This window comes from Nonomuraea sp. 10N515B (assembly GCF_052245915.1).
Taxonomy (GTDB): Bacteria; Actinomycetota; Actinomycetes; order Streptosporangiales; family Streptosporangiaceae; genus Nonomuraea.
The window spans coordinates 42,523-54,905 of record NZ_JBQQBQ010000024.1; the positions used below are offsets into that span (position 1 = coordinate 42,523).

Annotated in this window: 10 protein-coding genes; 5 read left to right on the forward strand and 5 right to left on the reverse strand. The window is 70.2% G+C overall.

Going from position 1 to position 12,383, the window contains the following annotated elements; genetic code table 11:
• Nucleotide 1 precedes the first annotated feature (1 nt).
• Nucleotides 2–3,706 carry a S8 family peptidase gene (locus ACTWQA_RS31170; RefSeq protein ID WP_443162598.1) on the reverse strand — a complete coding sequence of 1,235 codons (3,705 nt, stop codon included), beginning with the start codon at nt 3,704–3,706 and terminating at the stop codon, nt 2–4.
• 117 nt (nt 3,707–3,823) lie between these two features.
• A complete protein-coding gene (locus tag ACTWQA_RS31175; RefSeq protein WP_443162599.1) occupies nt 3,824–4,999 on the reverse strand; it encodes an ROK family transcriptional regulator in 1,176 nt (391 codons plus the stop codon).
• An 86-nt stretch (nt 5,000–5,085) separates the two neighbouring features.
• Here ACTWQA_RS31175 and ACTWQA_RS31180 point away from each other — a divergent pair, with 86 nt between their 5' ends.
• The 5 genes from ACTWQA_RS31180 to ACTWQA_RS31200 are packed head-to-tail and all read left to right on the forward strand — an operon-like array spanning nt 5,086 to nt 10,240.
• On the forward strand, nt 5,086–6,441 hold the full coding sequence (locus ACTWQA_RS31180) for an extracellular solute-binding protein (protein WP_443162600.1): 1,356 nt from the start codon (nt 5,086–5,088) through the stop codon (nt 6,439–6,441).
• Nucleotides 6,438–7,355, forward strand: coding sequence for a carbohydrate ABC transporter permease (locus tag ACTWQA_RS31185; RefSeq protein WP_305921713.1), 918 nt, complete (start codon nt 6,438–6,440; stop codon nt 7,353–7,355). The genes ACTWQA_RS31180 and ACTWQA_RS31185 overlap by 4 nt, the downstream gene beginning before the upstream one ends.
• On the forward strand, nt 7,352–8,173 hold the full coding sequence (locus ACTWQA_RS31190; RefSeq protein ID WP_443162601.1) for a carbohydrate ABC transporter permease: 822 nt from the start codon (nt 7,352–7,354) through the stop codon (nt 8,171–8,173). The genes ACTWQA_RS31185 and ACTWQA_RS31190 overlap by 4 nt, the downstream gene beginning before the upstream one ends.
• Nucleotides 8,174–8,225: 52 nt before the next feature.
• Nucleotides 8,226–8,831 carry a VOC family protein gene (locus ACTWQA_RS31195; RefSeq protein ID WP_443162602.1) on the forward strand — a complete coding sequence of 202 codons (606 nt, stop codon included), beginning with the start codon at nt 8,226–8,228 and terminating at the stop codon, nt 8,829–8,831.
• Nucleotides 8,828–10,240 carry an AMP-binding protein gene (locus ACTWQA_RS31200; protein ID WP_443162603.1) on the forward strand — a complete coding sequence of 471 codons (1,413 nt, stop codon included), beginning with the start codon at nt 8,828–8,830 and terminating at the stop codon, nt 10,238–10,240. The genes ACTWQA_RS31195 and ACTWQA_RS31200 overlap by 4 nt, the downstream gene beginning before the upstream one ends.
• A gap of 33 nt (nt 10,241–10,273) precedes the next feature.
• On the opposite strand, the gene ACTWQA_RS31205 is transcribed toward ACTWQA_RS31200, so the two are convergent.
• The 3 genes from ACTWQA_RS31205 to ACTWQA_RS31215 form a co-directional block, all read right to left on the reverse strand.
• Nucleotides 10,274–11,023 carry a tRNA(His) guanylyltransferase Thg1 family protein gene (locus ACTWQA_RS31205; protein ID WP_443162604.1) on the reverse strand — a complete coding sequence of 250 codons (750 nt, stop codon included), beginning with the start codon at nt 11,021–11,023 and terminating at the stop codon, nt 10,274–10,276.
• Nucleotides 11,020–11,484: an AAA family ATPase gene (locus ACTWQA_RS31210; protein ID WP_443162605.1), complete on the reverse strand. Its 465-nt coding sequence runs from the start codon at nt 11,482–11,484 to the stop codon at nt 11,020–11,022. Before ACTWQA_RS31210 ends, ACTWQA_RS31205 begins: the two co-directional genes overlap by 4 nt.
• 67 nt (nt 11,485–11,551) lie before the next feature.
• The gene (locus ACTWQA_RS31215) at nt 11,552–12,370 is read right to left on the reverse strand and encodes a maleylpyruvate isomerase family mycothiol-dependent enzyme (RefSeq protein ID WP_443162606.1); all 819 of its coding nucleotides are present in this window, start codon (nt 12,368–12,370) and stop codon (nt 11,552–11,554) included.
• Nucleotides 12,371–12,383: the final 13 nt, after the last annotated feature.

The window sequence follows — 12,383 nt, forward strand, 5'->3', positions numbered from 1 at the left end:
CTCAGCGCACCGCGTAGGCGCGGATCACTTCCTGCGTCAGCGTGTTGCCTGCGACGTCGGCGGCGGTGAGCCGCAGTGAGACGAATCCTGAGGGCGACCGGTCGAGCGTGGTCTCGTAGCTCCGGTCGCCCTTGTCGCGCAGGCGGGCCGGCCGCCAACTGGCGCCGTCGTCGTACGACACCTCCAGCGACACGCTCTTGACCGCGCTCTGCTCTGCGCCCTCCTGGTGGGAGAGGGTCACGCCGAGTCTGCGGGAGGCGGCCTGGTTCTTCAGGTCCACCGGTGCGTCGAACGTGGCCAGCAGCAGCGGGATGACCGTGGTCTGCGCGGCCCGTTCCGAGCTGAACGTCCAGACGGCCTTGGTGCGGGTGGACATCCTGGCCCACTCGGCCTCGTTGATCAGGTCGTACTCGATCCGGTACGCCGACCGCCCGGCCGGCAGCGTCGCCGTCCCCGACGGCAGATGGTTCGTCTGCAGCTGCAGCGTGTCGTCCCGGTAGAGCCGGAAGCTGGTCTTCAGGCCGCGTTCGTACGGACTGGTGTACGCCTCGCCGTAGTTGCCGCCCGCGTCCACGAAACCCTGCATCGAGATCCGCAACCGGTCGCCCTCCCTGCGCAGCGGGTTGCGCGGGTTGACGCCGGGCAGCAGGGGCTGCTTGAACACCGTGCGGACGGCCCGCTCCCCCGCCTGGTAGGGGCGGAAGTGGGGCGAGGAGACCGAGACGCGCGGGGTGTCCGGGTGCGGCCACATGTTGTTGTAGGACCGCTCCGGGCTGATCGCCGACGAGCTCCACCGCACCTCGGGGTCCGGAGTGACGTAGTCCACCCGGGTACGCGGCACCTTGGCCATGGGGTGGTTTGTGGAGATCGACAGGGTGTCCCACGGCTCGAAGGCGAACCTGGCCTCGTTCACGGTCACGTCATCGGCGAGCTGGCTGTGATAGCCGGTCTCGATCCTGGCCAGCTCACCGGCGCGGACCACGTACTGGAGCCGGTCGCGGACTCGGCCCTTCTCACGCAGGTAGAGGTCGTACACGTACGGGCTGGCCACGACACCCCTGGCCAGGACCGGCACCGGCCGCTCTATGAGCCGCAGACCCTCTTCGTGGGTGAGCCGGACGGTCGGGACGGCGAGTTTGACCTTGTTGCCGCCGGTGGTGACGTCGGCGCCGGGCCGGTCGCTGTAGACCGCCACCATCGCGGCCCCGGCGGCCGCGGCAGCGTTGGCCTGGGCGGAGACCGGCACGCCGTCGGTGCGCCGGATGACGGCCAGCTTGCCCCTCAGATCGCGGGCCTGGATCTCCTCGGCGGTGCCTCGGCCGGCGTCCACGGCCATGAGCAGCCGGGTGCCGTCCAGGCGCGGATACTCGGTGGAGAAGTCGCTGAACTGGACCGGATCCACGTACTGCGGCTCCAGGCGGAGCCCTGGAGCGGTGAGGGCGATCTCGGGGGCTTTCAGCCGCCAGCGGGTGGCCACGGTGAAGACGCCCTTGGTGACCTTCCTGGTGGGCTGGACGAACAGCCGCTCCTCGATGTGCGCGCCGGGCGAGATCGTGGTGCCGCCGCGCAGTGCGGTGCCCTGCTCACCGGAGCGGTACCACATGAGGGCGGCGGCCGCGCCGGTGTTCCGCTTGGTCTTGTGATCGGGCGTCTCGATCTCGACCTCGACGGCCTTGCGGGCGTCCAGCACGACCTCGGTGTTCTCGGTGATCTCCATTTCCGGGTCGCCGAGGAGGCTCTCGTTGAGCGGCTTGCCGGCGGCGGTGCTGTCCTGGGTGGCAGGCATGGTGAAGACGTGGCCGAGCACGGAGTAGGTGCCGGGCTTGACCAGCAGGCAGGTGCCGGTGCCGTACTTCTGGTCGGTGCACGGCTGCGCCGGGTTCCCGGGGAGCACGCGGCCGACCAGGGTGCCCTCGTCGAGGTTGAGCACGGTGAAGCCGCCGCGTGCGGTGCGGCCGTCCCTGGCGATGCCGCGTACCCGCAGCTCGACGCGCCGGTCCTCGACGACTCCCGTCAGCAGGGTGCGCACCGGCGGGCCGCCCGCGACGGCGGCCGTCAGCTCCTGGCGGAGCCGGCCCGGCTCGGCGGCCGTGACCGTGACCGTGGCCTCGGCCGTTCCCGACGGGGGGACGGTCAGCTTCGCGGGCTGGACCGTGAACGCCGCGCCGCTGGTCAGGTCCAGCTCGGCAGGGGCCTGGCCGAGGTTGCGGTAGGTCAGGGTGATGCTCTTGCGCTCGCCCGTGCCGAGCCGGCCGAAGTGGGCCGAGCCGAGCGAGGCCACGACGGAGCCCTTGAGCGCGGCGGCCACGTCGATGCGGCCCGCGCCCTGCGCGTCGACCGGGATTTCCCTGCCCGGGGCGGCGGTGGCCATGAGCAGGGATTTCAGCTCGCCGCCTGTGATGCCGGGACGGGCTTGGCGCAGCAGCGCGGCGGCGCCCGTGACATGCGGAGCGGCCATCGAGGTGCCGGACATCGCGACGTGACCGCCGCCGGGCTCGGCCGCGGTGATGCCCACGCCTGGCGCGGTCACGTCCGGCTTGACGGCCTGGTCGGCGGCGATGGGGCCGCGGTTGGAGAAGCCGGCGAGCCGGTCCTCCCGGTCCACCGCGCCGACCGTCAGCGCCTCGGGGGCGTCGCCGGGGGTGCCCACGCACTGGTCGCAGCCGTCGTTGCCGGCCGCCACGACGAACAGCGTGCCGTGCTGCTTCGTCAACCGCGAGAGCGCGTCGGTGAGCGGGCCGCCCGCCTCGCGGGCGCCGAGGCTCAGGTTGACGATCTGGGCGTGCTGCTCGCCGGCCGCCCATTCCATGCCGTCGATGATCCAGGACGACAGGCCGTGGCCGGTGGAGTCCAGCACGCGGCCGCTGACCAGTCTGGCGCCGGGCGCGACGCCCTTGGCGCCCGCGACCGTGGAGGCCACGTGGGTGCCGTGGCCGTGGGGGTCGTCCGTGACGTTCGCGCCGGCGAAGTCGCGCCGGTCGGCGACCCGGCCGGCGAGGTCGGGGTGTTCTGCGTCCACGCCGGTGTCGAGCACGGCCACGGTCGTGCCTGCGCCGTCGTACCCGGCGGCCCGCGCCGCGGGAGCGCCGATCTGCGGGACGCTGTATTCCAGCACCGGCTTGACCTTGCGGTCAAGCCAGATCTTCGACACGCCCGCCAGCGGTCCCGCGGCTCGGGCCCGTGCCAGTTTCGTCAACTCGGCACCCAGCCTGGGGGCGTCGGCCGCGGCCACTGTGACGCCCGCGCCGCCGATGCTCTCCAGCGTCCGGACCTGCTTCACGGCCGGGATCGCGGCCTTGGGCGTGGGCCCCGCGTAGTCCAGGATCAGCGGGAGCTCGGCGCCGTACCCCTGGCCGGCCAGCTCCGTCACGTCGAACAGCGCGCTGTCGAGCCGCTCCGGCACCAGGGCGGCCACGTCGTCGGGGATGACGCTCACCGCGCCGTCCACCTCCAGCACCTGGAACGTCGGCACGGAGCCGTCGGCCCGCGGCGCGGGGGTGACCGTCACCGTGCTGTGCTCGCCGTCCACGGCCGTCACCCGCACCCGGTCACCGGTGATCAGCGTGATCTCGTCGCTCGCCGCGCCGGAAACCGAAAGCGACGCGGCGGACGCGTGCGCGCCAGGCACCGAGAGCGGCGCGGCGATCATGGCCAGGACGCCCGCCACCACGGTGCTCCGCCGCCATCGCCCTGTCCCACGCGGCATGGACGACCTCCACAGAATCGGTAAGCATGAATACCGAATTCCTAGCCATCCTGATCAGCCATTGTCCATGAGGTCGGCGTGGCCAGATCCCGACTTGTCGTAAACCCGCCAGCAAACTCAGCCGCCGAGCAGGGTGGTCGCCAGCCTGGGCGCGTACGTGGCGTGGAAGACCAGAGAGGCCGCGCCGATCGCGGCGGCGTCCGCGGCGATCGGCGAAGTCTCCACGCGCACGGTGTGCAGCCGCCGGGCCAGCGCCCGGCTCGCCGTGGCCGCCGCGATCATCTCCCGGTAGATCTCCCCCACCTCCCTGAGCGCGGGCCCGCCGAGCACCAGCAGATCGATGTCCAGCATGTTCACCACGCTCACCGCGGCATCGGCCAGCCGCCCCGCCACCCGTTCGATCACCTCGCGCGCCGCGGCCTCCCCTCGCGCGGCGGCAGCGCAAATGTCGGCATGCGAGAAATGTCCCCCCATCGCGGCCTCGATGGCGCTCGGCGAGCAGATCGCCTCCACGCACCCCCGATTCCCGCAGTGGCACTCGGGCCCGTCCGGCTCGACCGTGATGTGCCCGAACTCGGCGGCGTTCATCGACCGCCCCCGATACACCTGGTTGTCCAGAAAGATCCCGCCGCCGATGCCGGTCCCCAGATACAGGTAGGCGAAGCTGGGCGTGGTCCGTGCGATCCCGGCCCACCGCTCCCCGATCGCCGCGGCGGTCGCGTCGTTGTCCACGGTCACCGGGAACCGCGTGTGCTCGCGCAGCAGTTTCTTGATCGGCACCTGCTCCCATGCCGGCAGCCGCGGCGGTGACACCATCACGCCGTCCCCGTCCAGCGGCCCGGGACAGGCCAGCCCCACCCCCAGCACCTTCCCGTCCGGCACCCTCGCCTCGCGCAGGATCCGTCGCGCCGCCCTGGCCATCTGCCGGATGACCGCCTCCGGTTTGAGCCCCGGCCGCACGGCCAGGTGCGAGCGGGCCACCGGTCGCCCCGCCAGGTCGGCGAGCACGCACGAGATCTCCTTCGGATCGAAGTGCACGCCGACCGCGTACCCGGCGCCCGGATCGACGCGCAGGATCGTCCTCGGCTTGCCGCCGCTCGACGGCGCCGAGCCGTCCTCCACGACCAGGCCCTCCTCCAGCAACCTGCGCACGATCACGGAGACCGTCTGCGCGGTGAGCCGGGTGCGGGCCGCGATCTGCACCCGGCTGATGCCGTCGGAGGCCTGAACGGCTTCCAGCACCACGGCCCGGTTGTAGCTGCCGATCTTGGGCAGGTTCGTGCCGAGCTGCATGTCAATATGTCAACACAAAGTATTGACTTAGTAAATCAAAAAGATTTACCGTCACGTTCAACCCAAAGCAATACGGGGAGGCCGTGATGAAACGTCCGCTGGCCGGTTCCCTCCTGCTCCTCGCGGTCGTCGCCGGCTGCGGCGCCGACCCCGCGCAGGACACTTCCGGCAGCAAGGAACTCGAAGTCCTCTACAGAGTCGAGCCGACGTGGCCGCATCTGGAGAAGATGCTCACCGGCGCGAAGACGCAGTACGAAGCCGCCCACCCCGGCGTCAAGGTCAAGCTGACCGCGGTCCAGGGCACCAACGAGGCCTACTACACCAAGCTGGCTCTGCTCAACCGCTCCCCCGACTCGGCGCCCGACGTCTACTACCACGACACGTTCCAGGTCAACGCGGACGTCGCGGCGGGCAAGCTGGCCCCGCTCGACGACTACCTGGCCAAGTGGCCCGACTGGAGCAGCCAGTTCCCCGACTCGGTCAAGCAGGCCGCCATGGGGGGTGACGGCAAGGTCTACGGCGTTCCGATCAGCACGGACACGCGCGGTCTCTGGTATCAGAAGGACGTCTTCGCCAAGGCCGGGCTGCCGGTCCCGTGGGAGCCGAAGACCTGGAACGATGTGCTGACGGCGGCCCGTACGATCAAGCAGAAGGTCCCCGGCGTCATCCCCTTCGCCATGTACTCCACGAAGATCCACGGCGAGGCGTCGACCATGCAGGGCTTCGAGATGCTCCTGTATGGCACCCCGGGCGGCACCCTCTACGACGAGACGCAGAAGAAGTGGCTGGCCGGGGGCAAGAACTTCACCGACGCCCTGACCTTCATCAACACCATCTACCGCGAGGAGCTCGGCCCCAAGCAGGCCGACGCGCACAACGCCAAGCTCGGAGACAAGATCACGCTCGAGTGGTTCCCGGGCGCCGAACTCGGCATCTCCCTCGACGGCGCCTGGGCATCCTCCGCGTGGAAGGCGACCGGCACGAAGCCGTGGCCGGAGTGGACGGAGAAGATGGGCTGGACGCGCATGCCCACGCAGAACGGCGAGCCGCCGGGCGCGGTCAGCATGTCGGGCGGCTGGGTGATCGCGATGAGCGCCTACGCCAAGAACAAGCAGGAGGCGTTCGACTTCATCACGGTGGCCACCAACAAGGAGAACTCGACGGCGTACTCGGTCGGCACCGGCGACCTGACCGCCCGCAAGGACGTGGCCGCCGACCCGAAGTACAGCGAGGGCAACCCGAGCATCAAGTTCTGGACCGATCTGGCCTCGGTCACCCACTACCGGCCCGCCTTCGAGGAATACCCGAAGGTGTCCACCGAGGTCCAGGAGGCCATGGAGGCGGTCACGACGGGCGCGCAGACCCCTGAGGAGGCGACGGCCGCGTACGTCCAGGCGCTGCCCTCCGCCGTGGGAGGCCCCGACAAGGTCCTGGCCCGATGACGGTCGCCACCGCGCCGCAGTCCCCGCCCGTGACGAGCCCGCCCGTGCGCGGCCCGGCGCGGCGCGGGGTCCTGCGCTGGCTCCTCCCCCTCGGCCCGGCCCTGGTCATCCTGGCCCTGTTCCTGGCCGGGCCCATCCTCTGGAGCGTCTACATCGCGTTCACGAACGAGACGCTCACCGGCTCGGCGTCGGTGAACTCGCGATTCGTGGGCCTGGCCAACTTCATCAAGCTCTTCGGCGACCCGACCTTCCTCAACTCGTTCTTCCTGACGTTCGTCTTCGTCATCGGTTCGGCCGTCATCGGCCAGAACACCCTGGGCCTGATCATCGCCCTGCTCCAGCGCGGCCGCGGCCGGGTGACGCGCAGCGTGGTCAACGGCGTCGTGATCGCCGCCTGGGTGGTGCCGGAGGTCGTGGCTGCGGCCTGCTGGTTCTCGTTCCTGGCCGAGGAGGGCACGCTCAACACGGCGCTCGGCATCGAGCAGGAATGGCTCTACACGGCGCCGATGCTCGCGGTCATCCTGGCCAACATCTGGCGCGGCACGGCGTTCTCGATGCTGGTGTACTCGGCGGCGCTCTCGGAGGTCCCCGCCGACCTGGTGGAGGCCGCCGCGGTGGACGGCGCCGGGCCCGGCCGCCGCCTGCTGCACATCACGCTGCCGCTGATCCGCCGCTCCATCATGGCGAACCTCATGCTGATCACCTTGCAGACCCTGGCCAGTTTCGGCCTCATCTACGCCCTCACTGGCGGCGGCCCGGGAACGGCCAGCCAGACGACGCCGCTGTACATGTACGAGCAGGCGTTCCGCTACTTCGAGATCGGCTACGGCTCCGCGATCGCCCTCGTCATGCTGGTGATCGGCGCCCTGTTCTCGCTGATCTACCTGCGTTTGATCAAGGTGGAGGACGCATGACGCGGCTGGCCGCGAGGGGCGCGGCGGTGCTGGCCCTGCTGCTCATCGCCCTGGCCTTCCTGGGGCCGTTCCTGTGGGTGCTGATCGCCTCGGTGCAGCCGGAGGCCACCCTGTCCGCCACGCCCACGCTCACCTTCTCCCTGGACAACTTCGAAGCCGTCCTCACCTGGGAGACGATCATCCTTCCGCTGATCAACTCGATCGTCATCTCGGGCTCGACGGCGATCCTGACCGTCCTGGTGTCGGGCCTGGCGGCGTACCCGCTGTCGCGTTACCAGCTGCGCTACCGCCGCCACTTCATGCTGACCCTGCTGTTCACCACCGGGCTGCCGGTGACCGCGATCCTGGTACCGGTCTACGCGATGTTCTTCCGCTTCAACCTGTACGGCTCCGTCCCGGCGATGGTGTTGTTCCTGACGGCGAGCTCGTTGCCGTTCTCCATCTGGATGATGAAGAATTTCATGGACGGCGTGCCGGTGAACCTGGAGGAGGCGGCCTGGGTCGACGGGGCCGGCTGGATCCGCTCCCTGACGGCCGTCGTCGGCCCGCTGATGGCCCCGGGCATCGCCGTCGTCGCGATCTTCGTCTTCGTCGGCCAGTGGGGCAATTTCTTCGCCCCGTTCGTCCTGCTGGACACCCCGGAGAAGCAGCCGGCCGCGGTCACCGTCTTCACGTTCTTCTCCGAGTACGGCCAGGTCGCCTACGGTCAGCTGGCCGCCTTCTCCATCCTCTACACCGCCCCGGCCGTGGTCCTCTACGTCGCGGTCAACAAATATCTGGCCGGCTCCTTCAGCTTCGCCGGCTCGGTGAAGGGCTGAGGGCAGGTAGTCCTCACTTACCAGGGATAGTTGAAAGGCGTACGGTTGACGCATGGCCGCAACCCCCGACCCGGTGCACTGGCGCGGCGTGCACCATCTCGCCCTGGTGACCGCGGACATGGACGCCACCGTGCGGTTCTGGCACGGTGTGCTCGGCGCCCGCCTGGTCACCACCCTTGCCGTGCCCGCGTTCAAGCACTACTTCTTCGAGGTGGCGCCGGGCAACACCGTCGCCTTCTTCGAGTACGCGGACCAGCCGCTCGACAGCTTCGCCAAGCCCGCGGGCGTGCCGTACGCCAAGGCGGCGCAGTTCGATCACCTGTCGCTGCACCTGCCGGACGAGGACGCGCTCAACCGGATGCGCGACCGGCTCAAGGCGCATGGGTGCGAGGTCACCGACGTCATCGACCACGGGTTCCTGCGGTCGATCTACTTCAGCGACCCCAACGGCATCGCGCTGGAGGCGTCCTGGTGGACCATCGACCCGACAGGCCGGCCGGTGGACTACGCCGACGAGCGGCTGTTCGCCGACCCGGATCCCGTTCCCGCCGTGCGCGAGTTGCGTGACCACGGCGAGCTGCGCCACACGGTCGCCACCCGCCTGGTGGACGGCATCATCGAGGACCTCAGGCGCGAAGGGATCACGCTGGAGCCTTGACCACCCCCGGATCGCTCCCGGCCACGATCCCGCACGTGCTCCTCGCCGCCGCCGGCCGCGACGGCCCATGGTTGCACGGCGACTCGATGATCACGTTCGCCGAGGCCGCCGCCCTGGTGGGCGGCGAGGCGCACGCCCTGGCCGCCCAGGGCGTGCGGCACGGCGACGTCGTCATGCTCGTGGCCAGGACGACCCCGCGAGACCTGATCTGCTGGCTGGCTCTGACCACGCTGGGCGCCATCACCCTCCCCGTGAACCCGCGCAGCACGGACCACGAGCTGGACGCCCTCATGGAGCAGGCCAAGCCGGCCCACGTCATCCGTGACCCCGGCCCATGGCCACGACCCGTCGGCCTTCCTCCGGACCTGGTGAAGCCGGACGATCTGGCCGTGCTCATCCCCACCTCCGGCACCACGGGCCGCTCCAAACTGGTCATGCAGACCCACCGGGCGTACGCGCTGGCCGGCCAGGGCTTCGCCCACTGGCTCGGCCTGACCGGCGCGGACCGCCTGATGACGTCGCTGCCGCTGTTCCACATCAACGCCCCGGCCTACTCGGTGATGGGCTCGCTGTCCTGCGGCGCCGGCCTGGTCCTCCTGCCCCGCTTCTCGGCCGGCTCCTTCCTGGACGACGCCCGGCGGTACGGCGCCACCGAGTTCAACGCGATCGGCGCCATGCTGGAGATCCTCATGCGGCAGCCGGAAAGGCCGGACGACGCCGACAACCCGCTCAAGCTCTGCTACACGGGCCCGGCACCGGCCCGCGAACGGCAGCTGGAGATCGAGCGCCGCTTCGGCCTGGAGATCGTCGTCGGCTACGCCCTGTCGGAGACCCCGTACGGGCTGATCTGGCCCCGCGGCGCCCGACCCTACGAGACCCTGGGCACGCCCCGCCAGCACCCCAGGCTGGGCACGATCAACCACGCGCGGGTGGCGGAGGACGGCGAGCTGCTCCTGCACAACCCCGCCGTGACCCCCGGATACTGGGGCATGCCCGACGAAACCGCCAGGGCCGTCAAGGACGGCTGGCTGCACACCGGCGACCTGGTGACGGCCAACCCCGACGGCACCTACACGTTCGTGGCCCGCAAAAAGGAGGTCATCCGGCGCCGCGGCGAGAACCTCTCACCCCTGGAGGTCGAAGAGACCCTGGAAGCCCACCCCGACGTGCTGGAATGCGCGGTGATCGGGGTCCCGTCCGAGCTGACGGACGAGGAGGTGAAGGCGTTCGTGGTCGCGGCCCCGGGGCGCGAGCTGGACCTGGCGGCCCTGCGCGACTGGACGGCCGCGCGGCTGGCTCCGTACAAGGTGCCGAGGTTCTGGCAGCGGCTGGACGCCCTGCCCAGGACGCCCACCGCGCGCGTGGCCAAGCACCAGCTGCCGGCGGCCGGAGGGCATGACCTGGGGTGAGCGCTGAGCGAGCTCCGCGACCGCTGCCGGCGGTCAGTCGGTGACCAGCCGCTCCACGAGCCGCCGGTAGTCGTCCTTCATGGGCAGATCCCACTCCACGTGCACCCGCCGCCGCTGGGTGACCACGTCCACGCCGCGGATGGGGTCGTGCCCCTGATGGTCGTGCGTCTCCCACCACAAGGCGATGCCGCGGCGCTGCCAGGCAGGCAGCTCGTTGAAGTTCACGCCGTGCTGGAACAGCAGCTCGTTCTTGTCGGCGACCGTGGTGTGCTCGAGCAGCTTGCCGGCCTGCCGCGCCGTCCTGCCGTCTCTGCGCAGGGTCCAGTAGCACCAGCCGTTCAGTGCGCATCTGGCGGCGTCGGCCTGCCGCCACGACATGTAGTCGACGACGTCCTCCACCGAGCTGCCCAGCCAGATCCTGCTGTCGAAGTGCACCGGCTCGCCCGCCGCGTGCGTGAAGGCCGCCGACGCCACGCCTGCCGAGATCGACACCAGCTTTTCCGCCTCCCGCCCGAACAGGTCAAAGGAGGGAGGCAGCACCAGGGAGATCTCATCGCTCTGCGCATAGGCGTAACACCCCTGGAACTCCTCCAGCAGGCTCCGCGCCGCGACTGCCATCAACTCGCGGAAGCGCACGTCGAAAGGCTTGTCGAAGCGGCCTTCCGTGTAGCGGGAGAATGCGCGCCCATCCACCCGCACGATCGCCCACGCACCGGGCAGCAGCGTCAGCGAGTGAAACCACTCCCGCGCCCGCATCCCCGCCTCCAACCGGTCGACCCTCATCCCTCCTCCTTCCGCACGAGAAAGCCGCCGCGCCCGTCGAACTCCACCACGGACACCTCGTCGAACCCGTCGGCCACCCGGGGGCGCCGCATCCGCCTGAACGTCGAGAAGACGCCCACCTCCGGCACGCGTGCCCGGCCGAGCCGTTCCGCGTTGCGCTGGAGGGACCCCTTCAGGTTCGGCGGGAACCAATAGGCCACCACCCGCGCCCCGTGCTCCCGCCCTGTCACGATCAACGGCCACCACTCCTCGGGCGAAGGATTGGTGTTGTCGACCGCCACCTTCCGATCCTCCTCCAGCGCCTCACGGATCAGACGGAGCTGGCGGCGCTGCCGGTGCCGCGCGTTGGGGAAATCGTCCTTGGTCACATGGGCATGAGTGGAGGCCAGGCATCGCCGGTAGAAGGCGGATTTACCGGAAGCCTGCAGGCCGATGAGAACGGCCACTTCCCGATCTGTCATCACCCCACATTACGGGCCAACCGTAACGGCACGCGGCCGCCGGTATGCGCACCGGCGGCCCGCGGCTCTAGATACGGAAGAACAGATTCAGGTAACGGTCGGCGATCGCCAGGTCGCCCCTGACGGTGCCGGTGTTGCTGCGCCCGAACGTCGTGAGCACCATGCTCCCCGCGTCGAACTCGATGACGGTCGGCAGCCCAGCCAGGTCACCCTGCTCGTACGTCATCCCGCCCGTCCCCACCGACACGCGGAAGTCCCCGCCGTTGACCCCGCCCACCCGGATGCCGAGCTCGAACGGCGTCGTCAGGTCCGCCTCCTGCCTGATCGTGGACTGCCAGAGCACGAACATGAACGGCACCAGCAGATCGGCCGCCTCCCCCGACAGCCCGTGCGCCCGGCCGGTCCCCTGCCGGATGTCCCAGGAGTGCACGGCGTAGTCCATGAGCTGCCCTGCCGCGTAGAAGTACGCGGGCAGCGGCCCCATGTAGAAGTGCGGGACGGTGAGCCCGGCCCATTCGTCCTCGCCGAGCTCGCGCAGGATCGCCTGCATGTGCTCGAAGTCCGTCTTGAGCCGGTCGAGCAGCTCCTTCTGCGGGATCCCGCGCAGCGCCACGGCCTGCTCGTTGACCCGATCGCCCATGCCGGGCAGCCCGTACGCCGTGCCGACGTCCTGGCCACGGCGGGCCGCGTCGAACGCGGCGAAGTATCCCTCGGTCGTGTCGACGATGTGCGCGACCACGTCCCGCGTCGTCCAGCCTGGGCAGGCGGTCGGCGCCTCCCATGCCTCCTCCGGTTCGGCCAGCGCGAACAGCCGATCGGCCTCGTCCCTGACGACCCGCAGGATGGTGTCCTTGCCCGCGTACGAGGTGGCATCCCATTCGTTCATGCCGTTCACCTCC

Coding starts and splice junctions, on each gene's coding strand:
- ACTWQA_RS31170 (WP_443162598.1), bottom strand. CDS start 3,706: ATGCCGCGTGGGACAGGGCGATGGCGGCGGAGCACCGTGGTGGCGGGC.
- ACTWQA_RS31175 (WP_443162599.1), bottom strand. CDS start 4,999: ATGCAGCTCGGCACGAACCTGCCCAAGATCGGCAGCTACAACCGGGCC.
- ACTWQA_RS31180 (WP_443162600.1), top strand. CDS start 5,086: ATGAAACGTCCGCTGGCCGGTTCCCTCCTGCTCCTCGCGGTCGTCGCC.
- ACTWQA_RS31185 (WP_305921713.1), top strand. CDS start 6,438: ATGACGGTCGCCACCGCGCCGCAGTCCCCGCCCGTGACGAGCCCGCCC.
- ACTWQA_RS31190 (WP_443162601.1), top strand. CDS start 7,352: ATGACGCGGCTGGCCGCGAGGGGCGCGGCGGTGCTGGCCCTGCTGCTC.
- ACTWQA_RS31195 (WP_443162602.1), top strand. CDS start 8,226: ATGGCCGCAACCCCCGACCCGGTGCACTGGCGCGGCGTGCACCATCTC.
- ACTWQA_RS31205 (WP_443162604.1), bottom strand. CDS start 11,023: ATGAGGGTCGACCGGTTGGAGGCGGGGATGCGGGCGCGGGAGTGGTTT.
- ACTWQA_RS31210 (WP_443162605.1), bottom strand. CDS start 11,484: ATGACAGATCGGGAAGTGGCCGTTCTCATCGGCCTGCAGGCTTCCGGT.
- ACTWQA_RS31215 (WP_443162606.1), bottom strand. CDS start 12,370: ATGAACGAATGGGATGCCACCTCGTACGCGGGCAAGGACACCATCCTG.